At 69.6% G+C, this 23,884-nt stretch carries 19 protein-coding genes and 2 tRNA genes; 12 read left to right on the forward strand and 9 right to left on the reverse strand.

Annotated elements, in window-relative coordinates:
* The first annotated feature begins 44 nt into the window (after positions 1-44).
* The 4 genes from GGD89_RS05150 to GGD89_RS05165 all read left to right on the forward strand — a co-directional run bounded on the left by GGD89_RS05150 (position 45) and on the right by GGD89_RS05165 (position 4,239).
* On the forward strand, positions 45-710 hold the full coding sequence (locus tag GGD89_RS05150; protein WP_184043051.1) for a biliverdin-producing heme oxygenase: 666 nt from the start codon (positions 45-47) through the stop codon (positions 708-710).
* Positions 707-3,505 carry a GAF domain-containing protein gene (locus GGD89_RS05155; RefSeq protein ID WP_184043052.1) on the forward strand — a complete coding sequence of 933 codons (2,799 nt, stop codon included), beginning with the start codon at positions 707-709 and terminating at the stop codon, positions 3,503-3,505. Before GGD89_RS05150 ends, GGD89_RS05155 begins: the two co-directional genes overlap by 4 nt.
* A 97-nt stretch (positions 3,506-3,602) precedes the next feature.
* A tRNA-Leu gene (locus GGD89_RS05160) sits at positions 3,603-3,689 on the forward strand.
* A gap of 55 nt (positions 3,690-3,744) precedes the next feature.
* Positions 3,745-4,239: a hypothetical protein gene (locus GGD89_RS05165; protein ID WP_184043053.1), complete on the forward strand. Its 495-nt coding sequence runs from the start codon at positions 3,745-3,747 to the stop codon at positions 4,237-4,239.
* Between the two features lie 193 nt (positions 4,240-4,432).
* On the opposite strand, the gene GGD89_RS05170 is transcribed toward GGD89_RS05165, so the two are convergent.
* The 3 genes from GGD89_RS05170 to GGD89_RS05180 all read right to left on the reverse strand — a co-directional run bounded on the left by GGD89_RS05170 (position 4,433) and on the right by GGD89_RS05180 (position 6,783).
* Positions 4,433-4,507: transfer RNA gene (locus GGD89_RS05170), tRNA-Thr, on the reverse strand.
* A 187-nt stretch (positions 4,508-4,694) separates the two neighbouring features.
* Positions 4,695-6,029, reverse strand: a complete 1,335-nt coding sequence (locus tag GGD89_RS05175; protein ID WP_184043054.1) for a sensor histidine kinase — start codon at positions 6,027-6,029, stop codon at positions 4,695-4,697.
* A 76-nt stretch (positions 6,030-6,105) separates the two neighbouring features.
* Entirely contained in the window at positions 6,106-6,783 is a 678-nt protein-coding gene (locus GGD89_RS05180; RefSeq protein ID WP_184043055.1) for a winged helix-turn-helix domain-containing protein, read from the reverse strand.
* Between the two features lie 538 nt (positions 6,784-7,321).
* Between GGD89_RS05180 and GGD89_RS05185 the strand changes: the two genes are divergently transcribed.
* Together GGD89_RS05185 and GGD89_RS05190 are read left to right on the forward strand one after the other, a co-directional pair.
* Complete coding sequence (locus GGD89_RS05185; protein WP_184043056.1) at positions 7,322-8,017, forward strand: DUF2062 domain-containing protein; 696 nt, start codon at positions 7,322-7,324, stop codon at positions 8,015-8,017.
* Between the two features lie 194 nt (positions 8,018-8,211).
* Positions 8,212-8,937 (forward strand): hypothetical protein, encoded by a 726-nt coding sequence (locus GGD89_RS05190; protein ID WP_184043057.1) that lies wholly within the window; start codon positions 8,212-8,214, stop codon positions 8,935-8,937.
* Between the two features lie 103 nt (positions 8,938-9,040).
* Here GGD89_RS05190 and GGD89_RS05195 read toward each other — a convergent pair whose 3' ends face one another.
* Entirely contained in the window at positions 9,041-9,715 is a 675-nt protein-coding gene (locus GGD89_RS05195; RefSeq protein ID WP_246422669.1) for a response regulator, read from the reverse strand.
* A gap of 877 nt (positions 9,716-10,592) precedes the next feature.
* On the opposite strand from GGD89_RS05195, the gene GGD89_RS05200 reads away from it, so the two are divergent.
* Entirely contained in the window at positions 10,593-11,045 is a 453-nt protein-coding gene (locus GGD89_RS05200; RefSeq protein WP_184043058.1) for a c-type cytochrome, read from the forward strand.
* 1,142 nt (positions 11,046-12,187) lie between these two features.
* On the opposite strand, the gene GGD89_RS05205 is transcribed toward GGD89_RS05200, so the two are convergent.
* Positions 12,188-13,255, reverse strand: a complete 1,068-nt coding sequence (locus tag GGD89_RS05205) for an EAL domain-containing protein (protein ID WP_184043059.1) — start codon at positions 13,253-13,255, stop codon at positions 12,188-12,190.
* Between the two features lie 351 nt (positions 13,256-13,606).
* Between GGD89_RS05205 and GGD89_RS05210 the strand changes: the two genes are divergently transcribed.
* Together GGD89_RS05210 and GGD89_RS05215 are read left to right on the forward strand one after the other, a co-directional pair.
* On the forward strand, positions 13,607-14,614 hold the full coding sequence (locus tag GGD89_RS05210; RefSeq protein ID WP_221238334.1) for an ATP-binding cassette domain-containing protein: 1,008 nt from the start codon (positions 13,607-13,609) through the stop codon (positions 14,612-14,614).
* Entirely contained in the window at positions 14,611-15,966 is a 1,356-nt protein-coding gene (locus GGD89_RS05215) for a hypothetical protein (RefSeq protein ID WP_184043060.1), read from the forward strand. Before GGD89_RS05210 ends, GGD89_RS05215 begins: the two co-directional genes overlap by 4 nt.
* On the opposite strand, the gene GGD89_RS05220 is transcribed toward GGD89_RS05215, so the two are convergent.
* Positions 15,885-16,697 (reverse strand): 6-hydroxymethylpterin diphosphokinase MptE-like protein, encoded by an 813-nt coding sequence (locus tag GGD89_RS05220; RefSeq protein ID WP_184043061.1) that lies wholly within the window; start codon positions 16,695-16,697, stop codon positions 15,885-15,887. The two genes, GGD89_RS05215 and GGD89_RS05220, sit on opposite strands and share 82 nt — an antisense overlap.
* Positions 16,681-18,510, reverse strand: coding sequence for an aspartate--tRNA ligase (gene aspS / locus GGD89_RS05225; protein ID WP_184043062.1), 1,830 nt, complete (start codon positions 18,508-18,510; stop codon positions 16,681-16,683). Before aspS ends, GGD89_RS05220 begins: the two co-directional genes overlap by 17 nt.
* A 295-nt stretch (positions 18,511-18,805) precedes the next feature.
* Here aspS and acmB point away from each other — a divergent pair, with 295 nt between their 5' ends.
* Positions 18,806-20,023 (forward strand): methyl acetate hydrolase AcmB, encoded by a 1,218-nt coding sequence (gene acmB, locus GGD89_RS05230; RefSeq protein WP_184043063.1) that lies wholly within the window; start codon positions 18,806-18,808, stop codon positions 20,021-20,023.
* A 112-nt stretch (positions 20,024-20,135) separates the two neighbouring features.
* Complete coding sequence (locus GGD89_RS05235; protein ID WP_221238335.1) at positions 20,136-20,561, forward strand: SufE family protein; 426 nt, start codon at positions 20,136-20,138, stop codon at positions 20,559-20,561.
* 39 nt (positions 20,562-20,600) lie between these two features.
* On the opposite strand, the gene ribA is transcribed toward GGD89_RS05235, so the two are convergent.
* On the reverse strand, positions 20,601-21,758 hold the full coding sequence (gene ribA / locus GGD89_RS05240) for a GTP cyclohydrolase II (protein WP_184043064.1): 1,158 nt from the start codon (positions 21,756-21,758) through the stop codon (positions 20,601-20,603).
* A gap of 169 nt (positions 21,759-21,927) precedes the next feature.
* Between ribA and GGD89_RS05245 the strand changes: the two genes are divergently transcribed.
* Positions 21,928-22,746, forward strand: a complete 819-nt coding sequence (locus GGD89_RS05245) for a winged helix-turn-helix domain-containing protein (protein ID WP_184043065.1) — start codon at positions 21,928-21,930, stop codon at positions 22,744-22,746.
* 124 nt (positions 22,747-22,870) lie between these two features.
* On the opposite strand, the gene GGD89_RS05250 is transcribed toward GGD89_RS05245, so the two are convergent.
* Entirely contained in the window at positions 22,871-23,803 is a 933-nt protein-coding gene (locus tag GGD89_RS05250; protein WP_184043066.1) for a hemerythrin domain-containing protein, read from the reverse strand.
* Positions 23,804-23,884 lie beyond the last annotated feature (81 nt).

Consider the following 23,884-nt stretch of genomic DNA (forward strand, 5'->3'; position numbering starts at 1 on the left):
GCCTCGGGTCATCGGAGCCCCCCGTCGGCCACGAGGACCCGCGCATGACCTCCGGCGCCAGCGATGCCCGCCTTCCGGACTCGACCGCTTTCGCGACGCCGGCGGATGGTGCCGCGATGCCGCTGATGGCGCGTCTCAAGGTCCGTACCCGCGACCAGCATGACGCGCTGCACCGGCACGGGGCGTTGTCCCTGCTGGTGCGACCGCGCTTGGCGCCATCCTCCTATCGTAGTATTCTTGAGGTGTTTGACGCTTTCCTGGTGGCGGCCGAGGCCCAGGTTCTGGTCCCGGCCGACGACGGGCTGGCGGCGGGCGGGTTTCGTCGTGCCTCGCGCCGGCCGGATCTGGCCCGCGATATCAAGGATCTCGCCGCCGCCGGCGTGCCACCGCCCCCGGGAGGACCGCCCGCGCCGCCCGCCCTGCGGGTGCCGGCGGGGCAGGGAGGTGCGCTGGGCGTGTTGTACGTGCTGGAGGGGTCACGCCTGGGCGGCCAGGGGCTGGCGCGCCGGGTCGGATCCTCCCTGCCGCACGGACTGGGCGGCGCCACCCGCTTCCTGGGGTCGCCCGGCCTGGATGTCGCCGCGCACTGGCAGCGGGTGGGCCAGGTGATCAACACCCTCGGCAAGGAGCCCGGTGTGGCCGAAGAGGCCTGTGTCGCCGCGCGGGATGTCTTTTGTCTCCTGGCCGACCTGTTCGATGAGGTCCCATGACCGAGACCGCGACGGACCTTCCCACCGTTGACCTCAGCGAGTGCGATCAAGAGCCGATCCACCTCCTGGAACTTGTGCAAGGCCACGGGTGCCTGCTGGTGGTAGGGGGAGACTCCCTCTGCGTGCGGCAGGTCAGCGAGAATGCGCGGGACCTGCTGGGACAGTCCGCGGAGGATGTCCTGGGTCGGCCGCTGACGGCGGTGCTGGACGACTTGGCGGTGGCCGATCTTGAGGCGCTGCGCGAGGACGTGCCCTGGCCCGAGAACCGGTCGATCGGCTTCTACGCGCGCCCGCGCACGTCCGTGGCGGGGGGCGGGCGGCTGCGCGTCACCGCGCACCGGCGGGGGGGCGAGGGCGCCGAACGGGGCCATGAACGGCCCGACCTGATCGTCGAGGTGGAGTCGGTCCCGGAAACCGACGAAGAGGACGCGGAGCTGACCTACGAGGCCGAGAGCATCGCTCTCGCCAGCCTGACCGAGGGCGAGAACCTCTACCAGCTTCTCAACCAGGCCGTCCACGGCATCGCCGGGCTGACCGACTACGACCGGGTCATGGCCTACATGTTCCACGAGGACTGGTCCGGCGAGATCGTGGCCGAATGCTGCAACCCCGACATGACGCCGTTCCTCGGGCTGCGCTATCCGGCCTCGGACATCCCGGCACAGGCGCGCCAGCTCTACCTGTCCATGTTGTTGCGGGTGATCGTGGACGTGGACGGTCTCAACGTGCCGATGCATCGGGCGCCGTCGGCGGTCGGCGAGCCGCCGCTGGACCTGGGCGGCGCGATCCTGCGGAGCGTGTCCTCCTACCACATCGAATATCTGCGCAACATGGGGGTGAAGGCGACCCTGGTGGCCTCCCTGGTGGTCGATGGGGAGTTGTGGGGCCTGATCGCCTGCCATCACGACACGCGCAAGGAGGTTCCCTGGTATCGGCGCGAGGCGGTCAGCCGCGTCGCCGCGCGCCTGTCCGATCGCATCGCTGACATTCTGAGCCTCCAGCGTACGCGGGTGCGGCGGCGGTCCAAGCGGTTCCTGGTGCTGCTGGGGCTGGCCCTCGCCGAGAACGCGAATCCTGTCCACACCCTGTTTTTTGGGACACCACGCCTGAGTGACGTGGTCCGCTGTCAGGGGCTGGCGCTGGTGGTCGGCGACCGCGTCGTGACCTGTGGCGAGGCGCCGCCGGTCGAGGTGCTGCCGGCGCTGATGGCGCGCGCGGCCGAGCATGCCGAGGACGGCCGGTTCGTGTCTCACGATCTGGTCGGCGGTGGCCTGTTCGACGACATGCCCGTGGGGTCGTCACGGGGCATGCTGGCGGTGTTCCCGGGGGACGGCGGGCGCCTCGCCCTGGCCTGCTTCCGGGGCGAGGTGGTGCGCGAGGTGCACTGGGGCGGCGACCCGAACAAGCCGGTGGAGGTGGACGGTGCCTCGCAGCGCCTGTCGCCGCGCAAGTCCTTCAATTTGTGGCGCCAGGTGGTGCATGACCAGGCCAGCCCCTGGGAGCCCTGGGCCATCAGGCTGGTGAGCGAGATTGCGGAGGTTCTGGTCCGTTATGAAGCGGACAATCGCGCGGTCGACGGCCTGGCGCGGGCCGTGCAAGACCAGGTGGTCCGGTTCGAGACCTCCCTGGAGTCCCAGGTGGAGACGGTGTTCGCCGCGGATAACGGTCTGATGCTGGTCGAGGTGACGGCCGACGAGAACGCGGATGGCGACGGGGGCGGGGGGCACGGCAACCGCGTGGTGGCCGTCAACCAGACCTTCCGGACGCGCTTCGACGTGGACCAGGACGATATCGAGGGCTGTGCCATGGGGCACGTTCTGCGCCAGTTGGGTCTGCCCAAGGCGATCGCCGACTTGCCGCGGAGTGGGGACATGGACGTCGAGTGGTGGTCCGGTGAGTCGGGACATCGCACCTTGCAGGTTCATCGCAGGGGCCTGTTTGCGTACGTCGACGGTTCGGCGCGGCGGGCCTGGGTGACCTATGCGTTCGGTGACGTGACCCGGTTCCATCGCACCCGCCGCGCGCTGGGGGCGGCGCGCGACCAGGCGCAGGCGCGCAGCCGGGGCCGGACCGAGTTCCTGGCGCGTCTGGCGCGGGAACTGCGCGGACCGCTGCAGGCGATCCAGGGATACGCGACGTTGCTGGAGAATGACGATCTCGCCGCGCGTCCGGATCACTTCAAGTCCTTCGCCCACGAGATCGGCAATCACAGTGGAACGCTGCTGAACCTCCTGAACAACATTCTCGACCTCTCGCGCCTGGATCACGGCGCCAGCGGATCGGCCGGCGAGAGCTTCGATCTGACCACCATGGTCGCGGAAATCTGCCAGCAGGCCGCCACCGCCGCCGCCCATGGCGGGCTCGTGTGGGAATGGCACATGCCCAACGAACAGATCCTGGTGCAAGGGGATGCCGGGGCCTTGCGCCGCGCCTTCGAGACGCTGGTCTACAAGGCCATCGTGGTCAGTCCGGCCGGGTCCACGGTGCTGGTGCGCCTGACGATGGAGCGGGGCGGCGAGCCGCGCCTGTCCGTCAACGACTCCGGACTGGGCCTGAGCGACGAGGAACTGCTGGCCCTGCAACGGCCGCTGGAGGCGCGACCGCACGACGGCACGCTGAACGACGACCAGTTGGGCAGCGTGTCCCTGGCCCTGGTGCGCGGCCTGGTCGACCTGCACGGCGGGGCCATCGCCGTGACCTCCACCCCCGGATCGGGCACCACGGTGCATGTGACGCTGCCGCGCCATCGGGTGCTGGGCCACGACAACGCCCCGGAGGCCGGGGCGGGGCTGTGATCCGTCCGGATGCGGTCCGGCCGGACGGATCCGGCGCGTGTGGATTGACGGCCGCCTCGGGCCCTGCAATAACCGGGGCCGGGCCACGGCCCACCCTGCCCGGGTGGCGGAATTGGTAGACGCACCGGACTCAAAATCCGGCGGTGGGAACACCATGCGAGTTCGAGTCTCGCCCCGGGCACCATATCGTTTTTTGGGTTCCAGATTGGTGACCGGGGCAAAAGTGGGGGCGGTCAGGCTTGGCAGCGCGCGGTGACCAGGCGCGGCGGTTCCAGGCCGGCGGCTTCCGCCAAGCTCCACCGGCCCAGTACCGGGTTCACCCCTACAACGCGCCCCCCACCCGTCTGCTGTTCGGCATCGTGGATCCGGGGTCGCCGGCGTGGCCGGCGCCGCAGTCCCTGGCCGCGCGCCTGCTCAGGGGGCAGATCTGCGAGAGGCATGTGCTGGCGTACGTCGTCGGGCGCGGCGCCACGCCCTACCGGCCCACCCGCTATCCGCGCAGCCGAGCCCAGGCGGAAGCGGCGCTGGTCAAGGACGTCCAGGCCGAATGCCGCCGCCGGGGGTTGCCCCGCCCGGACGTGACGGTGACGGACCTGTCCATGGGGGCATGGGGCGGCAACGTGGCGGCGGCGGTTCGGTTGGTCTTCCGGGTCGCGGTGCGGGGCCCGATCCTGCTCGGCCGCGATTGCCATCGGGACGGCGGCGGGCTGTTCCGGGGTGACGCCACGTCGTAAAGGCGAGCCCGGCTTTTTCGTCCAGACTATGAGATCGCTATATACTTTTCGGTTGTGTGCATTGATCAAAGGGTGCCACGACACCCAAGCAATATCGTCTTCGGCCCGCTTCCCCCGGGCTTTCCCAACTCCACGCAACGCGAGACGGCGCCCCTGAGGCGCCTTGCAACGTGCTGATCGGACTGAAGAAAAATGGTGCCGCCGGGGTGAATTGAACACCCGACCCCACCCTTACCAAGGGTGTGCTCTACCCCTGAGCTACGGCGGCCCATGTGCGGTAATCCGAGGGTAGGGACAGGCCCTTGTCGTGCGGCCTGCCGTTCCAGATTACGCCGTCGACCTTGCGGCGGGTTTTCCGCCGCGCGACGTGGGCGGTTTCTAGCCCCTGGCCCGTGTGATTGCAACCCCTTTTTCCCGGTGGCCCGGGGCGTTCGGGGGCTTCGCCCAGGATCGCGTCAGGCGTTGGCCCTGACCTGGGGGTGACGGACGAAGGTCATGACCACGCGCAGGCCCGGGTCGTTGTCCTCCAGGGCCAGCACGGCGCCGTGCAGTTCGGCCACGGCCGCCACCAGGCTGAGGCCCAGGCCGGTTCCCGAGGTATGCCGGCTCTGTTCCAGGCGCACGAAGCGGTCGAGGACGGTGTGGCGGTGCTCCTCGGGAATACCCGGTCCGTCATCGGCGACCTCCAGGCGCGCGGTGCCGTCCGTGACGCTCACGCGCACCGCGATGCGAGCACCCTGGGGGGCGTACTTGATGGCGTTGTCCACCAGGTTGGCGGCGGTTTGCATCAGCAGGTGGCGATCGCCGTTGACCAGGGCCGCCACCGCCGCGCCGGGGCCGTCGAAGGTCAGATGCTGGTCACGCTCGTCGGCCACGGGCTCGTAGAGTTCCACCGTGCCCTCGGCGATCTCCGCGATGTCCAGGGGCTCGAACGTCTCGGTGGCGTTGCGGCCCTCGATGCGGGCGATGGACAGCAAGGCGTTGAAGGTTTGCAGGATGGTGTCGATGTCCTCCAGGGCGCCTTGCAGGGAGGCCTGGTACTCGTCCATGTCCGGTTTGCCGACCAGGGTGATCTCCAGGCGCGAGCGCAGCCGGTTGAGGGGGCTGCGCAGGTCGTGGGCGACGTTGTCGGTGACCGAGCGCATCGCCATGATGAGCTTCTGGATGCGGTCCAGCATGGTGTTCAGGTTGGCCGCCAGCCGGTCGAACTCGTCGCCGGCGCCCGACACGGGCACCCGGCCGGACAGGTCGCCGGCCAGGATGGTCGCCGCCGTGCGGTTCACGGCGTCCAGCCGGCGCAGCAGGTTGCGGCTCATCACCACGCCGCCGAGGATGCCCAGGATCAGCGCGGCGGCCAGGGCGAAGGCCAGGGACTGCTCCATGATCTGGGCGAAGTTGCTGCGCTCCGTCATGTCGCGCCCGACCATCAAACGCAGGCCGCTGGCCAGCGGCACCACGCGGGCCTGCACCGGCCACAGGTCGCGGCGCTGGTCGGTGTCGTCCTCGACGGTGAAGCGTAGCCAGCCGGTGCTGTCCGGCTCGACGCGGGGCCAGTGGTGCAGGTTGCCGACCATGGGCTCGCCGTCCCGCGTGGCCAGCAGGTAGACGTGATGGTAGCCCTGATAGCCGGCCACCCGGCGTTCCAGCGCCTTGACCAGCGCTCCCGGGCCACCGCGTTGGTGGATGTCCTGCAAGCCCGCCATCTCGGTGTTGATGGCGGTCACCGTCTGATGGTCGATGAGGGTGGCGGTGGTGACGAACACGAGGCCGAGCACCACCGACGACAGCATGGCGAAAACGATGGCCGAGATCAGCGCCAGCCGGAAGACCGTGGTGCCGAACAGGCGTACCGTGGCGCCACCGGCGCTAATCGGATCCCCGCAGGCGGTAGCCCGCGCCCCGGACGGTCTGGATCAGCGATGTGTCGAAGTCCTTGTCGATCTTCTGGCGCAAGCGGCTGACATGCACGTCGATGACATTGGTCTGGGGATCGAAGTGATAGTCCCAGACGTGTTCCAGCAGCATGGTCCGGGTGACGACCTGCCCGGCGTGGCGCATCAGATATTCGAGCAGCCGGAACTCGCGCGGTTGCAGGACGATCGGACGGCCGGCGCGGGTCACGGTCCGGGCCAGCAGGTCCATGTCCAGGTCGGCGACGTGCAGGCGGGTTTGCTGGCTGCTGCCCTCGCGGCGCCGCAACAGGGCCTCCAGGCGGGCCAACAGTTCCGAGAAGGCATAGGGCTTGGCCAGGTAGTCGTCGCCGCCGGCGCGCAAGCCCTGGACGCGGGCGTCCACCTCGCCCAGCGCCGACAGGATCAGCACGGGCATCTGCTTGCCGGCCTTGCGCAGGGTTTCCACCACCGCCAGCCCGTCCAGGCGCGGCAGCATGCGGTCCAGGACCACGGCGTCGTAGGGCTCGTTGGTGGCCATGTACAGACCATCCATGCCGTTGTCGGCATGGTCCACCACATACCCGCTTTCCCGCAGCCCCTTGACCAGGTAGGCCGCCGCCTCGGCATCGTCTTCGACCACCAGGAGTCTCATGGGCGCATCATACCGTCTCGCCCGGACCGGGCAACGATCGCGATGGTGAACAAACCGTCATGTCACGGTAATGTCTTCAATGGTCGTATGTCGCAATTTGATACTCTTTTTGGAAAGCGGGCTTGTCCGCGTGATCGGTCGCCGGGACGGCGCGTCGGGGGCAGGGGAGTCGTCGCGCCCCGCCCCGCGACCGCGGGCCAAGCCGGCCCATGGGGGGATGGTCTGCGGGGGCCGGAGGCCGGCGCCGGCCCGGACCTCGCGGTGTCATGCATTCAGCCTCGCGAAACGGCTCCGTCCATGGTATCTCCGGCGACACGGCCCCGTGCCGCCGTTTTTTGGGCTGGTGTCGGACCGCGCCGCGATCCCGCTGGCCTTGCATCCCATGACGACGTGGCCCGCCGCATGCATGGAAGACCGCAGCGTGCGCCGTCGTCCGTGGGCGCCAGCCGCCCGCGTGCGTCCCTGAGTCCCCGTCCGTCCGCGCGATCGCGGCGTCCACCACATCCCGTTCACCCCAGCTCCACCATGGATCCCGACCATGGACCGTGTGTCGCCCCGGCAAGCCCATACCACGCCTCCGGCGCATGCTTTCGCGCCCAGGCGCTTTTCGTGGTGGCGCCAGGGCCTGCGCCTGGTGCGCTATCGTCTGGTCATTCCGCTGTTGCGCAGCCGCCATTCCCCGGAGCACACCGCGCGTGGAGTGACGATCGGCGTCATCTGGGCGATGACACCCCTGGTGGGCATCCAGATGCTTTGCGTGCTGCTCACCTGGGTCGTGACCACCCGCCTGTTCTCGTGGCATTTCAATCTGGTCCTGGGGCTGGCCTGGACGTGGATCACCAACGTCTTCACCGTGCTGCCCTTCTATTACACATTCTACGTCACGGGGCAGGTGATGCTCGGGCATTGGGACGACCTGTCCGGGTACGACAGCTTCGTGGCCCTCTGGCAGGGCACGTTCAGCGAGGATGCCGGGTTCTGGGAGGTCGCACGCGGGTACGCCGGGGACATCGTCCAGGGGTGGGGTCTGCCCCTGGTGGTGGGGTCGCTGCCCTGGGTGCTTTTGACGGGGGTCAGCAGTTACATCGTCACGCTGCGCCTGTCGCGCCGGCGTCAGGAGCGCCTGGAGGCGCGCCAGTTGGCGCGATCCCGCGCCGCGATCGAGGCCGATGGTCATGACCCGTCCGGCGGTCGCGTGTCCGCGGGGCTCCGCACCGGAACGGACGACCGGTAGGGGGGCGAGCCGGCACGGGCGGCACCTTCACGGAGTGTGCCGCCGAGGGTCGGGGCCCGGAGACGGTCTCCACTGGATTGACGGGGCCAGTCCGGATCGCCAAGATCGCCACCGGGTCAGGGGGCCGCGCTCCGTGGGTCCCTGGCCCGATGTCTGTTGTCGTCCGTCCGTTCCCGCCCGCACGAGTCCGCCCGATGCCCTTGGGTCGTCCGCGCCGCCGTCGGCGCTCCGGTCGTCCGGTTCTTGTCCTGCTGCTGACCCTCGTCGCCCTGGGCGTCTTGGGGGCTGGCCTGTGGTACGGCCACCGGGTGTTGAGCCATGATCTGCATGTGCGCATCGCGACCCTGGAGGCCCGCGTCACCGACCTGAGCCATGACCTGGAACGCACCGCGCGAACCCGCGACCGCCTCGCCGAGACCCTGGAGGAGACGCAGGCTCAGCTTCGGTACACCGAGATGCAGTACGAGCGCGAGGTGCCCGACGGCGATGCCCGGCGGCTTCTGGATCTGGTGCGGGAGGGTTTGGCCCGGGGCGCGGATCCGGACCGGCTGGCCTTCATGATCGAGGCGGGCGCCCGCCCCATGCGCTGCGACGAGACGCCCTCGACCGACCTGCTCGCGGTGGCGCATCCGGGCCGCCGTCGCGCGGCGGGCGCGATCCGGGTCGCCGACGGCCGGGTGACGGTCACCGCCGAGGGGGCTACCGCCACGGACGAGCGCGACCGTCCGGAAGACTGGTTCGACGTGGACCGGCCGGTTCGGGTGCGGTTCGCGCAGGGCGGCCTTGCGCCCACCGTGGTCGAGGGAAAGCTGCCGCTGACGCACAAGGTCATCTCCGGCGAGGCGGAGTACCGGTTCGCGATCGCCGCCGCGCGCCGTGGCTATATGGAGATCAGCGTCACGCGATGCGCGTTTCCCTGATCCCGCCCGTGACGGTGGTGTCTCGGGAGGGACGAGCCGGGCGCCGACGAGGCCCACGCCTCCGCCGCGCCCGTCTGGAACCCGTCCCCGGACGACGGCCGCGTCAGCCGGAAATGCCGTGCTGAATGGCCATGGCCACCGCCTGCGTGCGGTTGGCGGCCCCGATCTTCTTGAAGATGCTGCGCATATGGGACTTGACCGTGATCTCGGTCAGGCCCAGGTGCAGGCCGATTTCCTTGTTCGATTCCCCCCGCACCAGCAACGACAGAACCTGAACCTCGCGATTGGTCAGGTCGGCGAAGCGCCCCCCGGGGGCGTGGTTGCTGGCGTCGGTCTCGCCGCCGCCGGGCCCCAGCAAGTGGGCCGAGAAGTACGGTTGACCACTGAGAATCAACCGCAACGCGTGTACGAACGACGTGCCGCTCATGGACTTGGGCAGGTAGCCGGACGCCCCGAGTTCCATGGCCCGCAACACATCGTCGCGAACCACCTGGCCGGTGATGATGACCACCGGCACGTTCGGGCAAGCCTTGCGGAATGCGCTGACGGTTTCCACGCCGGCCATGCCGGGCATCTTCAGGTCGAGCAGCACCAGGTCCGGCGTCGTCTCGGTGGCCAGGGCCAGCGCGCCGTCGAAATCGACGGCTTCGACGATGTCCACCTGCTCGGCCAGATCGGTCAGGAAGGGGCGGATGCCGTCACGCAGCAGGGCGTGATCATCGGCAAGCAAGACCCTGACGGTCTGCATCGTCTCGATCGAGGGTTCCTCGGCGACCATTCCGGATGGGTCCTTTCGGCTGGCGGAGGTTCGTCGCGTTACCACGAATTTTTCGACGGCGGGGCCAGCACAATTGTTACAAGCGCCTTCATTTATCCGGGTTTGGCTCCAAAGCGTCAAGACCGGCGGTCCAAAAGTAGGGGACCGATCCAGCCATGCGGAGTGGGTGCGCCGGGTCCCACGGGGCCAAACCCATCCGTCCGGCTAGGCCGGGCGGGGCGACCACCGAGTGTCCGCGTGCGTTCCCGGGGGCGGCAGGGGGTCGTCCTGGTGGTCCATCGCCGGGCGCCGCCCGTCACCCGTCTATCATCATCATGTCGGCATCGTCTCGTGGTTGCGGCATGGAAGACGCTCCTAAGACGTGTTTCTTCGTCATAGCATACCTCTCGCGGGAATTCACCGGCGGTGCGATGAAGGCTCGGGCCGACTCGACCGTTGTGCGAGGGGCGGCCGGCGGCCCGAACCCCGATGTCTTGGGCGGGCTGGGCGCCGAAGTCCCCGCACGCGAGTCGTGATCCCGGGACCATGGATCGCTCCGGTGTCACGCCCGATGGCCGGCGGCGCCGGGCCGCACGGCGACCAATGACGGGAGGGGGACTGGGTCGCTTGGGTTGTGCGTTGCCCCATGCACCCATGAGAGGTGTTGCGTCCCGAAGACATTTATGGCATCGGCTTGCTTCTCCCTGGACGGGGTCACAGAGGTTATAATAAGGTCTCCCTAATGTACCTGTGGTAGAGGTACCCCGGACAACGATGTCTCGGTGTTCGGGCCAGGGCGTGCCTGGGTGCGTGCGTGTCCGGGTGACGTGTCCCCCTGGCGTCCCGGCACCCCGCCCATGCCCCCCCTTCCAACGACGCGACAACAGGAGTTGCTCCGATGATCAAGACGTTCGCCGCCGCCACCACCGCCGCCCTGCTGCTGGTCGGTATGGCCTCGCCGGCCACCGCCGATGACGACGCCACCGTCGCCTACCGTCAGGACGTGATGAGTGTCGCCGGCGCCGGCATGGGCGCGCTGGGGTGCTTCATGAAGGGCGAGTGCGGCCTGGACGGCAAGGTCCTGGCCCGGTCCGCCAAGGCGATCGCCCTGGTCGGCGAACTGTCGCAGGATGCCTTCAAGGATCCGGCCGCCGACGCCATGGTGGAGACCACCGCCGTGCCGGCCATCTGGGAGAACTGGGACGCCTTCTCCGGCGGCTTGCAGGCCATGACGGACGCCGCCGACGAACTGGCCGTGGCCGCCCGCGAGGCGGACAAGGCCGCCATGGGGCCGCTGATGCAGAAGCTGGGGGGCACCTGCAAGGAGTGCCATGACAACTTCCGGAAGTAGCCCGGCCTTGGGCCCCGATCCGGACCGGCGATGCCGCGCGCGTGCTTGTCTGGATCGACGGGGCATGCGGTTCAAGACTCATGTGCGGTGGCGTGATCCGCCGGTCGTGAGTCTCCTGAGGGCGTCGCCGCGCGCGGGTCCGTCCGGTGCGTGAGTCTGCCGACATGAACGGCGCGTTTCCTTCGGAAGCGCGCCGTTCTGCGTGAGAGGCGACGATGCTGATGACAACGGCCACGGCCCTGAAGATGACCAGGACCATGACGCGGAGGCTGCCCCGCCACGGTGCTTCGCGCCACGTCGCGTCGATGTCTGGTCGAGGATTTGGTGTGACTGGCGGATACGATCAACTTCTTGGCGTAATGCACCTAGACATCGTTATGGAGGCCTGATACACAATAGGGCTATGAATGATTGGCGCGAAAGCGATGGTCGACCACTAAACCGACTATAAGAAAGGAAATTTTACCAAAAACGGGACGAATTTTATAAACAAACATCGCAATAACAATTAAATACTGAAGCTCTGTTTTGCCAGTTTTGGCGCAATAAAAAACTCTTGCACCACCTCTGGAGTGCCTGATACCGTGCCGTTGCCAGGTCGGAGTTCGGGCCGTGTCTTGGGTGCCCAGAATACGGCAAGTAACCGGCCTTCGGCGACGCTACGGTCTTTGGACAGTCGGGACCGCGCCGTGGGGTGATCGGTGTTCGGTCGATCGCTCGACCAGTCTCGACCCGAAATCTGACGGGAGGCACCCCCCCGACTGCCCCCCAGCCTCTCCGTCGGAGGGAACCCCCCTGGACCTGATCCAGGGGGGTTCTTTTTTCATCGCGCCCTGAGGATCGGAGTCGGGCATGACAGCCGCTCCACGGGACCATTCCGGTCTGGTTGGGGTTGTCCAGAGCATGCTTTCGCGCCGGTGGGGTAATAATGTGCCGTCTTAATGGATCCGTGCAGGGCATTGATATCGGCCATGCCAAGGCCAGAGGCCGCGCCGACGCGCGCGGCCTGACCGGATGCGCGACTTGCATCGGCGGGCCATTCGGCGCAAGAGTACCATGTTCTGAAAGGCACACATTTCCGTGTCGAAAAGGCATCTCCTCATGCTGACCTGAACCCCGGCGCGTCAACGGCGGGGTTCTTTTTATGGCCGCCAGGGTCCGGGCGCCGGACGCGCGAGCAGGTATCCCTGCACGTAATCCACGTCGTGGCGTTTCAGCCAGTCAAGGTCCTCCGCCTGCTCCACGCCCTCCGCGATGACGGCGATGGACAGATCGTGGGCCAGTTGCACCAGGCGCTCGATGACGATGGCCTTGACCTGATCCGCGTGCATGCCATGGACCAGTGACCGGTCCAGCTTCACGAAGTCGGGCCGCAGGCTGGGCAGCAGCCCCAGGGTGGCGTAGCCGCCCCCCAGGTCGTCCAGCGCCACGCGAAATCCCGCCCGCCGGTAGAAGGCCAGCACGCCGGCCAGGTGCTCGGGATCCTGGATGTCCTCGGTCTCGATGACCTCGAAAACCACCCGCGCCCTGTCCAGGGCGGCGTCGTCGACGGCGGCGAGGGTGGTGCGCAGGCAACTCACCGGGTCGTAGATCGACGACGGCGTGAAGTTGATGAAGATGGTGGTGTCCACGCCTTTCTCGGCCGCCGTGGCCACCGCCGTGGTGCGGGCCAGCTTGTCCAGCTGGAAGACCAGGTCCGCGCGTCGGGCGATGTCGAACATGGTGGTCGGCGCGATCGGAGAGCCCTGGGGGTCCAGGCCCCGCAGCAGGCATTCGTGGGCGAACACGCGGCCGGGCTCGTCCACGCGGAAGATGGGCTGGAACAGGGTGGTGACCCGCCGCGCCCGCATCAGGTCCAGCAGCCAAGCGCCCTGTTCCCGGGCCAGATAGGTCTCCAGTCGATCCACCTGGCCCATCTGCGTCAGCCCGGGGTCGGTGTCGCCCGGGACGAACAGCACGCGGCTGTCACGGGCCTCGGCGGCGGTCAGCACGCTTGCCAGGCGCGCGGCCAGCGGGGCGTGGCCCTGATCCGGGACGCCGATCACCAGGCATCCGTCGGCGGCCCGGTCCTCGCAGGGCAGGTCGTCCCGGCGCAGCAGCACACGCACCTTGTCGGCGGTGTGCCCCAGGGGAGGCCAGAGAAACAGCCGTCCGCCTTGCGCGGGCACGTCGGGCATGCGGTCACAGCGGGGGCAGGAGGTCCGGGTCATGGGCGCGTCCTTGACGGGATCGGACAACGGCGGTGCTCGTGTGGCACGCGACGGCGCAGGGAAAGCGGGGCGCCACGCGCCGCTCGGCTCGCGCCACGCCCCGCCACACGGAAAGAAGGGCGCGAGCGTCGGCAACCAACCCAATGTGGGTTGCGGGCGGATCGCGAACCAGGGGGCATGGCCCGCCGACATCGCGTCTTTCGGATCACACCGGACCGGTGATACACGCGGTCGGGCCGTGATTGCCAGGGCTGTTGTCGTGACCCGGCACCCGCCAGGGTCTATCATCCCGCGGTGCCATCGCGCGCGCCGTGTCGCGCGCTGCCGTTCTCCCAGCCGGAGTCCGCTACTGTGCCCCTGGATGTTCCTCCGCACGCCGCGCTCATCCAGGTGGATGGGCTGACACAGGACTACCCCGGCCACCGTGCCCTGGACGGGGTCGGGTTCGCCGTGCCCGCCGGCTCCATCACCGCCCTGGTCGGCCCCAACGGCGCGGGTAAGACCACGTTGATGCGCTGCCTGGCGGCCCTGGACCCGCCCTTCGCCGGACGCGTCCGTGTCGCCGGCCTGGAGGTGTCGGAGGCGCCCCGTGCCGTGCATCGCGTCACCGGCTTTCTCCAGGACATCTTCGGCCTGTACGACGGCCTGACGGTGGAGCAGGGCCTGTGGCATGCCGCCGCCGCCCGCGCGGTCCCGACCCGGGACATTCCCGAACGCATCGCCTGGGCGGCCGACGCCGTGGGCCTGGCCGATCGCTTCAAGCAGAAGGCGGGCAGCCTGTCGCGCGGCCTGCGCCAGCGCCTGGCCATCGCCCAGACCATGGTGCACCGGCCCCGCGTCCTGTTGCTGGACGAACCGGCCTCTGGTCTCGACCCCGAGAGCCGCGCGGATCTCGCCGCGCTGTTCCGGCGGCTGAGCCGGGACCTGGGAACCACGCTGGTGGTATCGTCCCATATCCTGGCGGAACTGGAGGACTACTCCACCCACATGTTGATCTTGCGCGAGGGTCGGGTGGTTCGCCACGCGGCCCTGGATGCCTCGACCGGGACGCCGTCGCGGACCGCGGCGGTCCGCCTGGTCCTGCGCCTGGCCGCGCCGTGCCCGGATCTGGCGACCATGCTGGAAGGGATGTCCGAGGTCCGGGACGTCGATGTTTGGGCCGACGGCGAGACGGTGCGCCTGAGCCTGGAGGACGGTCACGATCCGGCGCGTCGGGCGGCCCTGCTGCGCGCGCTGGTCGCGCGCGACGTGGCGGTTTGCGGCTTCGACCTCGACCGTCGCAATCTGCAAGACGTCTACCTGGACCACGTGCGCCCCGCCGCGACCGCGCGCCCCACCCCCGGAAAGGGCCATCCATGACCCTGCTTGATCGACTCAACCCTCTGGCCAATCCGGAGTTTCGACGCAATCTCTGGTCGGAGTTCTCGACGCATCGGCTGATCGCCATGCCCCTCTTGCTGGGCCTGGTGTTTCTTGGGGCGCATAGCGGCTTCGGGACGGCCGGTGTGGATCAGGCCGCGCAAGGCGCGCTGCTCGCCCTCCTGGTCGTCTGGGGCGGGCGCCAGGCGGCCGGCGCGGTGAGCGACGAGATCGTGGGTGGCACCTGGGACGCCCAGCGCATGAGCGCGATCGGCCCCTGGAGCCTCACCTGGGGCAAGCTGCTCGGCGCCACCGCCTACACCTGGTACGGCGGCCTTCTGTGCGTGCTGGTGATGCTGGGGGCCGGCGCCACGAGTTCCCGCGATCTCCTCACCATGGTGCTGACGGCGTTGGCCGCCCAAGGGAGCGCGCTGTTCGTGGGCATGCTGTTGCAGCGAGGGCAACGCCCGGCGGCGCTGCTGGGCTACGTGACCCTTGCCCAGGTGTGCGGCATCGGCGTGGCCGTGGTGCTGGCGGCACAGGGATACACGTGGTCGATGGACGACAGCGTGACCTGGTGGTCCTGGCGTGTGTCGGGCGAGACCTTCCTGTTCGCCTCCACCGTGGCGGCGCTCGTCTGGGTGCTGGCCGGCGTGCACGCGCTCATGCGCGAGGAGTTGCGCTACCGTCCGCAGCCCTGGACGTGGCTCGCCTTTCTGCTGTTCGCCGCCCTCTACGCGGCCGGGCTGGCCGATCCGGGGCGGTTGTCGAGCCTGTACGGCACCATGATCGCGGTGGACGTGGTGCCGTTGACCGTTGCCTACGGCGTGGTCACGGCGTTGACTCTGTGGTCGGCGGTGGTGTCGTCGAACACCAGCGTCGGCTTGCGCCGCTGGCTGGCGGCGCCCACGCCGGCTCGCGACAGGCCGAGCGCTCTGTTCCTGGAGGCCCCGGCCTGGGTGCTGGGCCTGGCGGTCGGCGTGCTGCTGGCCATGGCGCTGACGGCGGCCTGGTCGGCCGTGCCGACGCCCGCGTGGTTGCCCGTGCTGGTGTGGAGCACGCTTCTGTTCCTGGTCCGGGACCTGGGGGTGGTGCTGGCCGTGACCCTGGACGGCGACCGGCGGCGCGGTGCCCTGGGGGCGATCGTCTACCTCGCCGTCCTCTACGCCCTTCTCCCCGTGGTGCTGCAGGACCTGATTCCCAATGTCGCCATGGCCCTGCGTCCCACCGAAGGCGCGACCATCGCCGGGTCCCTGGTTCCGGCGGCGCTTCAGGCGGTCGGGGCCTGGGCGCTGGTGGCCTGGCGCTGGCGCCGGGCCGGCCGGGGCCTGTCGGCTGTCGCGGCGGTGTAGGCGAGGCGCGGGACACCGGTCAGGCGTCCGCCCGGGGTGGCGTTCACCAGGCGCCGCCCATGCTCGGCGTACACCCGCGCCGCGCGCCGGAAGGCCACCAGCATGCGGTCGGTCTTGGGCAGGTGCCAGCGCCGCCCCGGGCCGAAGTAGGCCGGATCGAAGTGGTTGGGATCGGCGGCGGTGGAGGTGACCACGGGACCGGCCACCCGCGCCGACGCCGGCAGCCGGTAGTCGAGGTCGATGCCCAGCAGCACGACCGGGTCGCAGCCCATCACGAAGGCCACTTGCAGGGCCAGGTAGGCGACGCTTTGCCCCGCGTGCAGGCGGCCGGCGGCGGCGTTGGTGGTGAAGCCGGGTTCGCGCGGCGGCCGCAGGGGATCGTAATAGGACCAGTCCACCGGCACATGCAGACGCCCGGGTGCCGGCGGACTCACATCGGCGTGATCGGTGGGCAGCACCAGCAGCGTCGCCGGATCCAGCGCGGCCAGGTGCGCGGCCTCCTCCTCGGCCACCAGCCGGTCCTCGACCATGTGGATCGTCGGCACCAGGCTTTCCCGCAGCCGCCAGGCGCCGTTGAAGGCAAAGGTGATCTCGCCGGCCAGGGGCGCCAGATCCATCGCCGCCAGCGACGGGCCGTTGCCGACGATGAAGGCCCGGCGGCCGGCGACCCGGCCGGCCAGATCGGCCAGCCGCCGGGGCCGGCCCCGGACCAGATCAGCCCGCGTCGCCACCCGCCGTCACCGTCCCCGCGCCTTGGGCCTTGGGCTTCGGCTTGGGCAGATCCAGCGCGATGTGCAACTCCTTGAGCTGAGCCGCGCTCACGCCGCCGGGGGCCTGCATCATCAGGTCCTGGGCCTGCCCGTTCATGGGGAAGGCGATGACCTCGCGGATGTTGGGCTCGTCGGCCAGCAGCATGACGATGCGGTCGATGCCCGGGGCGGCGCCGCCATGGGGCGGCGCGCCATAGCGGAAGGCGTTCAGCATGCCGCCGAAATGCTCTTCCACATGCTCGGGCGAATACCCGGCGATGCCGAACGCCTTGAACATGATGTCCGGGCGATGGTTCCGGATGGCGCCGGAGGACAGCTCCACGCCGTTGCAGACGATATCGTACTGGAACGCCTTGATGTCCAGCGGGTCCATGGTCTCCAGCGCCTCCAGCCCGCCCTGGGGCATGGAGAAGGGGTTGTGGCTGAACTCGATCTGGCCGGTGTCCTCGTTCCGCTCGAACATGGGGAAGTCCACGGTCCAGCAGAACTTGAACACGCCGGTTTCCAGCATCTCCAGTTCGATGCAGACCTTGGTGCGCACCAGGCCCGCGAACTTGGCGGCGGCCAGGGGCTTGTCGCAGGCGAAGAACACCGCGTCCCCGGCCTTCAGGTCCATCTGGCCGCGCAGCGCCTCGACCCGGTCGGCTTCGAGGTTCTTGGCGATCGGACCCTTCGGACCGTCCTCGCCGAAGATGATGTAGCCCAGCCCCCCGGCGCCGTTCTCGCGCGCCCAGGCGTTCAGCTTGTCGTACCAGCCGCGCGGACGGTCCGCCGCGCCCGGCGCCGGGATGGCGCGCACCACCGCGCCCTTGCCGTCGATCAGCTTGGCGAACAGCCCGAAGCCGCCGCCCTGGAAGTGCGGAGTCACGTCCTGGATGATCAGCGGGTTGCGCAAATCCGGCTTGTCCGAGCCATATTTGAGCATGGCCTCGTCGAAGGGGATGCGCGGGAACGGCGCCGGGGTCACGGCGCGGCCCTCGGCGAACTCCTCGAACACCCCGGCCAGCACCGGTTCGATGGCGTTGAACACGTCGTCCTGGGTGACGAAGCTCATCTCGAAATCAAGCTGGTAGAACTCGCCTGGCGAGCGGTCGGCGCGGCTGTCCTCGTCGCGGAAGCAGGGCGCGATCTGGAAGTAACGGTCGAAGCCCGAGACCATCAGCAGCTGCTTGAACTGCTGCGGGGCCTGCGGCAGGGCGTAGAACCGGCCCGGATGCAGCCGCGAGGGCACCAGGAAGTCGCGCGCGCCCTCCGGGCTGGAGGCGGTCAGGATGGGGGTCTGGTACTCCAGGAATCCCTGCTCGACCATGCGCTGGCGGATCGCGGTGATCACCCGGGACCGCAGCACGATGTTGCGGTGCACCTGCTCGCGGCGCAGGTCGAGGAAGCGGTAGGTCAGGCGCAGATCCTCGGGGTACTCCTGGTCGCCGGCCACCTGCAGGGGCAGCACGTCGGCGGTGGACTGCACCGTGACCGCGTCCACGCCGATCTCGACGTCGCCGGTGGGCAGGCGCGGATTGATCGTTTCCTCGCTTCGGGCGATGACCCGGCCGGTCACGGTGATCACGCTTTCCACCCGCGCGCCTTCCAGGACGGGGAAGATGTCCGACGACACGTCGGCCACGCACTGGGTCAGGCCGTAATGGTCCCGCAAGTCCACGAACAGCAGGTTTCCGTGGTCGCGCTTGCGGTGGATCCAGCCGGACAGGCGAACGGTCTGGCCCACGTCCGAGCGACGAAGCTGGCCGCAGGTGTGCGTGCGGAAGGCGTGCATGACGGCGGGAATCCCTTGGCAATCGGAAGACGGCGCGATCCCCGGAGGACGGCGCCGACAGACGGTGGGACGGAACCCACACTGAACGGGCCGCTTTGTCAAGGCGGCCATCGGCCCGGTGGCTTGCCGGGGCGACGCGCGCGGATCCACCGCCGGAGCGATGTCCGATGACGTGGGTTTCCCCGCCCATCATCGCGTATTGCGGTCACCGGCCGGCTGCCCGTACTCTTGGATCCGGCGGGTCTCGCGCACACCGCCGCCGTCCACGATCCACCCCAGCGGAGAGCAGCGGCCCATGACCACAGCAGCGGACGCGGAACCCCGGACCGGTGCGGCGGCGGCGGACATGGCCCTGCCCGGCGTCGTCGCCATGGCCACCAATCGCACCGGCACCATCCACGAACGCGCGACCGGCTGGCGTGTCCTGGACCCGGCGGGCGCGCCCGGGGAGCCCATGACCATGGACACGGTGTTCGTGCTTCTGTCCATGACCAAGGCCGTCACCGCCACGGCGGCGCTTCAACTGGTCGAGGAAGGCCGCCTGGACCTGGACGCGCCCGCCCGACTCCATGCGCCGGCGATCGGCGCGCTTCAGGTGCTGACCGGCTTCGATGCCGAGGGCCGGCCCCAGATGCGGCCGCCGAAGCGGGATATCACCCCGCGCATGCTGCTGCTGCACACGGCGGGCCTGGCCTATCCGTTCTTCAACGAGAGCTACCGGCGGCTGGTCGCCGAGGGGCACTGCGTGGACACCCTCGGCGCCACCCGGGCGGGCCTGAACACCCCCCTGCTGTTCGATCCCGGTGACGCCTGGGAGTACGGCAGCGGCCTCGACTGGGTCGGCCAGGTGGTGGAGGGCGTCACCGGCGCGCGCCTCGGCGAGGTCATGCGGGCACGCATTTTCGAGCCGCTGGGCATGACCGACACGGCCTTCACCCTGACGCCCTCGATGCGCGCCCGTCTGGCCGGCATGCACCGGCGCGACGGCGACGGGACCCTCCAGCCGATGCCGGACTTCGCGTTGCCGCCCGAGCCCGAGGTGCACATGGGCGGTCATGGCCTGTACGGCACCGTTGGCGACTACGTCCGGTTCATCCGCATGTGGCTGAACGACGGCATGGGGCAGGCGGGCCGCGTGCTGCGCGCCGACACCATCCGGATGGCGGAACGCAATGGCCTGGGCGACCGGCGCATCCGGATGCTGCCCGGCGTCATGCCCATGCTGTCCAACGACGCGGAGCTGTTTCCGGGCCTGCCCAAGTCCTGGTCCCTGTCGTTCATGGTCAACGAGGAGGACGCCCCCACCGGGCGCCCCGCCGGTGCCCTGGGCTGGGCCGGGCTGGCCAACCTGTACTACTGGATCGATCGCCGGACGGGCGTGGGCGGTGTGTGGGCGTCGCAACTGCTGCCGTTCGCCGACCCGGCGGCCCTGAGCGCCTTCTATGCCTTCGAGACCAGCATCTACAAGGCGATGTCCGGATCGGCCGCCGAGGCCGGCGGCGGGTCCCCGTGACGCCGAGGCGGTGGAGTCCGTCCGGGGGGTTTCCGCGCCGGCCGATTCACTCTAGATCCGTACCCGACCGGCGCGCCGCGCGCGCCTCGACCGCCAGCCGGGACCCCTGCCCATGGTTGCCATGACCCTTGACGACCTTCGTGAGACGTTCACGCTTCTGGATGATTGGGAGGAGCGCTATCGCTTCATCATCGATCTGGGCCGCACGCTGGAGCCCATGCCCGACGCCGACATGACCGAGGCCAACCGGGTGCGGGGCTGCATGAGCCAGGTGTGGCTGACCGCCGAGACCCGGCCCGGCGCGCCGCCCCGGATGCACTTCCGCGCGGACTCCGATGCCCATATCGTCAAGGGCCTGATCGCCATCCTGCTGGTGATGGTCAACGATCGCCCGGCCCAGGAGGTCCTGGCCCTGGACGCCGAGGCTGTCATGGCCGAACTCGGCCTGGACCAGCACATCAGCCCCAATCGGCGCAGCGGCGTGACCGCCATGATTCAGCGCATCAAGGCCGAGGCCGCCGACGCCGCCGTCGCGTGATGGAGGCCCGGTCGCGCGGCTCGGTCTCAGGCCCGCCCCTCAGAACAGGTGCCCGCTGCGCCGCGCCTTGGCCCGCAGGTAGCCCACGTTGTGCGCGTTGGCGGGGAAGGCGTGGGGCACCCGCTCGACCACCTGGATACGATGGCGGGCCAGCGCCGAGACCTTGCGGGGGTTGTTGGTCAGCAGCCGCACGCGCGTGAAGCCCAGGTGACGCAACATCTCGGCCGCCGGGGAATACAGGCGCTCGTCGTCGTCGAAGCCCAGTTGCTCGTTGGCGTCCACGGTGTCCAGGCCGCCGTCCTGGAGGGTGTAGGCGCGCAGCTTGTTGACGAGGCCGATGCCCCGTCCCTCCTGCGCCAGGTAAAGCAGCACGCCCGCGCCCGCGCGGCTGATCACGTCGATGGCGCCGCGTAACTGCTCGCCGCAGTCGCAGCGGAGCGAGCCCAGGATGTCCCCCGTGAAGCACTCGGAATGCAGCCGGGTGAGCACCGCGCTCTCCGGGTCGGGGCGGCCGATGACGATCGCCAGGTGTTCGATGCCGCCGTCGTCGGGACGGAAGGCGATGACGCGGGTCTCCTCGGCTCCCATCAGCGGCACCCGGGCCTCGCTGACCGGCCGCAGGGCGCGCGCGGCGGTCTCGTGATGGGCCACCACGTCCTCGGCGGCCACGGCGACGATGTCGCGCGCGCGCGCCCAGGCCAGCGCCTCCAGCGCCGAGACGGGACACGGCACGGCCACCACCGCCGGCAGCAGGCGGGCCAGCTTGGCCAGCACCACCGCCGCCCCGGCGCCGCTGTCGGCGGCCACGGGCTCGACCGTGGAGCCCGCGGGGACGGGCACCGGGTCGGCCTCGGTGGGATCGGCCAGGCGCCGCAAGCGGTCCTCGGTCAGGCCCCCGGGGAGACCGAGGCGCACCGCCCCCGGCCCGGGCGCGCCCAGGTTCAACACCGCGGCGCGCCGGGTGGTCATCAGCAGGTCGGGCGCCGCCTCGGTCTCGCCCAGCGCCGAGAGGTTGGCGAGCAGGTCCCCGTCGGCGCCCTCGGCGGTGGCGGCCAGCACCGCGTCGCCGGGGCCGACGACCACCACCGCCGCGCCCCGGCGCAACTCGGCCAGCGCGCGCCCGACGCGGTCCAGGGGCGAGAGGGCAGGGGGTGACGAGATGTCGGGGCGGGGCTGGGACAGTGGGGCCAGGGTCATGACGGGCGAAGCCCTCCGGAACGGAAACTCGGACGCCGCCACCCCGCGACTGGCGGCGCGGGACGGAAGCGGTTAAGAAGAAAGCACCCGTACCTAAGCAAGGACCGCCAGGGACGCAAGAGGCGCGCCACGCTGAGCGCCTGTTCCGTCCCGTCGGCCAGAGCCGAGCATGTCGCAGCCGTTCACGCCTTCCGCTCCGGTGGCGTCCCCCGAGACCGGGCCGCGCCTGTTGTTGATCGACGCCGACGAGGCGCCTCGCCATGCCCTGGCCGGACATCTGGCCTCCCACCTGCGCCTGGTGCCGGCGGTTGTCGAGGGCGACGGGGGCGGCCTGTCGGCCCCGATCGCTCCGGTGGTCGTCACCGAGTCGGGCAGCGTGCCGGAGGCCCTGGCCGCGCTCGCCGGGTGTCCGTCGGGGGACGGCTGGGACGTGGTGCTGCTGGGCGCGCCGAACGCCGGTGCCGCGCGGAGGGCCGTCCGGGCGTTGCGGGTGGCGGGCCTGGACCCGCCGGTGATCGCCATGATCCCGCCCGATGGCCCGGGCGAGGATGCCGACACCGTGGCCTGGCCGGCCGGCGTCACACGCACCGCCCGGCCCGCGCGCCTGTCCACGCTGGTGGCGCTGCTGCGCGCGGCCCTGGCCCCGCCGGTGGACGGGACGGCGGCGCCGGCGGACGGCTTCGATCTGGGACCCTACGCCTGCGCGCCCCGGGCCCGAACCCTGACGGACCGCCACACCGGCGCGGTGCTGGCGTTGACCGAGAAGGAAGCGGCCATCCTGGCCTGTCTGTGGGGGGCGGACGGTCCCGTGAGCCGCGACGATCTGCTGGCGCGCGTCTGGGGGTATGGGGACAGCATCGACACCCACACCCTGGAGACTCACATCCATCGCCTGCGCCGCAAGATCGAACCCGATCCGCGCCAGCCCGCCTTGCTGATCACCGACACCGACGGGGGAGGGTACCGCTTGGCGGTGTCCCCGTCCTAGTGCAGCGACGCATTCAAGGGATTCCCCCTTGAATGCAAACGTCGCTGCACAAAACATTGTTTCTAGTGCACTTTCGATCCAGACAAAAAGAATGCGGACTGCATCTTTTGTCTGGATCAGTGCACTAGCCATAGGCCGCCTGGTAGCGCGGGTCCTGCTGATCGGCCAGCAGCGCCCGCAGGGGCACCAGCCCGGCCATCGTTTCCTGGGCGATGCGGGCCACGTCGATGGCGCTGGCCGGATGCAACAGGATATGCGCGACCCCCGCCAGGTCGCAGGCATTCACCACCGCCTCCAGCGGACCGAAGGTGGCGGCGATCACCGGGATGCCCTGGTGCTGGTACAGGTCCTCGGCGAAGACGCCGGCGCCGTCCATGGACCAGCCCAGCAGCACCATGTCGGGCAGCATGGTGGTGACGGTGGTGTTGGCTTCCAGCACCGACTTGGCGGTGGAGACCTGGGCGCCCTGCTCCTGCAACACGCGCTGGAACAGCACGCGCAGGTCCATGACCTCCTCGACGATCAGCACCCGCACGCCCTTGAGGGATGTGTCCGCGCCCTTGCGGCCCTTCATGTTCAGCTTCTTGGCCACGTCGGCGTACCGGATGCGGCGGATGTCGTCCTCGACGAGGCGGTTGCCGCGCATCAGCGCGGCGTAGGACTCCTGGTCCTCGTCCTTCACGTGCTTCAGCAGCCACAGGCGCAGGAACCGCAGGGTGTCGTCGAAGGGGAAGAGGGCCGGCGACTGTTCGAAGGCTTCCCACGACGCGCTCATCTTGGACACGATGGTGCGGTGAACCTTGCGGTGGTTGTCCAGGGTCGCGGTCGGCGTGCCGGCCCGCTCCATGGCCTGTTCCTCGACGAAGAAGTGGATCCGGCAGTAGCCCAGAACGTGCTGCAGCTCCCGGCGCACGGCGGGCAGGCACTGTTTCCAAGAACCGCCGATGACGTACAGGCGATTGAGGCAGCCGATCAGGATCTGGTGGTGCAGGTCCAGGGTCAGCGAACTAACGCTCAGCTCCGGGGACCACTGGATGATGCCGATGTCGTCGTCCATGCGTTGTTCTCGAGCCTTATGAAACCGCGATGATGGCCGTGCCCCGAACACGCAAACACCGCTCCCCGGGCCGCTGGCCCG

This window comes from Roseospira visakhapatnamensis (genome assembly GCF_014197915.1).
GTDB classification, from domain to species: Bacteria; Pseudomonadota; Alphaproteobacteria; order Rhodospirillales; family Rhodospirillaceae; genus Rhodospira; species Rhodospira visakhapatnamensis.

What these genes read in the sequence shown, in the direction of transcription:
- GGD89_RS05150 (WP_184043051.1), top strand. Translation starts at nt 45, where the DNA reads ATGACCTCCGGCGCCAGCGATGCCCGCCTTCCGGACTCGACCGCTTTC.
- GGD89_RS05155 (WP_184043052.1), top strand. Translation starts at nt 707, where the DNA reads ATGACCGAGACCGCGACGGACCTTCCCACCGTTGACCTCAGCGAGTGC.
- GGD89_RS05175 (WP_184043054.1), bottom strand. Translation starts at nt 6,029, where the DNA reads ATGCTGTCGTCGGTGGTGCTCGGCCTCGTGTTCGTCACCACCGCCACC.
- GGD89_RS05180 (WP_184043055.1), bottom strand. Translation starts at nt 6,783, where the DNA reads ATGAGACTCCTGGTGGTCGAAGACGATGCCGAGGCGGCGGCCTACCTG.
- GGD89_RS05185 (WP_184043056.1), top strand. Translation starts at nt 7,322, where the DNA reads ATGGACCGTGTGTCGCCCCGGCAAGCCCATACCACGCCTCCGGCGCAT.
- GGD89_RS05190 (WP_184043057.1), top strand. Translation starts at nt 8,212, where the DNA reads ATGCCCTTGGGTCGTCCGCGCCGCCGTCGGCGCTCCGGTCGTCCGGTT.
- GGD89_RS05195 (WP_246422669.1), bottom strand. Translation starts at nt 9,715, where the DNA reads ATGGTCGCCGAGGAACCCTCGATCGAGACGATGCAGACCGTCAGGGTC.
- GGD89_RS05200 (WP_184043058.1), top strand. Translation starts at nt 10,593, where the DNA reads ATGATCAAGACGTTCGCCGCCGCCACCACCGCCGCCCTGCTGCTGGTC.
- GGD89_RS05205 (WP_184043059.1), bottom strand. Translation starts at nt 13,255, where the DNA reads ATGACCCGGACCTCCTGCCCCCGCTGTGACCGCATGCCCGACGTGCCC.
- GGD89_RS05215 (WP_184043060.1), top strand. Translation starts at nt 14,611, where the DNA reads ATGACCCTGCTTGATCGACTCAACCCTCTGGCCAATCCGGAGTTTCGA.
- aspS (WP_184043062.1), bottom strand. Translation starts at nt 18,510, where the DNA reads ATGCACGCCTTCCGCACGCACACCTGCGGCCAGCTTCGTCGCTCGGAC.
- acmB (WP_184043063.1), top strand. Translation starts at nt 18,806, where the DNA reads ATGACCACAGCAGCGGACGCGGAACCCCGGACCGGTGCGGCGGCGGCG.
- GGD89_RS05235 (WP_221238335.1), top strand. Translation starts at nt 20,136, where the DNA reads ATGGTTGCCATGACCCTTGACGACCTTCGTGAGACGTTCACGCTTCTG.
- ribA (WP_184043064.1), bottom strand. Translation starts at nt 21,758, where the DNA reads ATGACCCTGGCCCCACTGTCCCAGCCCCGCCCCGACATCTCGTCACCC.
- GGD89_RS05245 (WP_184043065.1), top strand. Translation starts at nt 21,928, where the DNA reads ATGTCGCAGCCGTTCACGCCTTCCGCTCCGGTGGCGTCCCCCGAGACC.
- GGD89_RS05250 (WP_184043066.1), bottom strand. Translation starts at nt 23,803, where the DNA reads ATGGACGACGACATCGGCATCATCCAGTGGTCCCCGGAGCTGAGCGTT.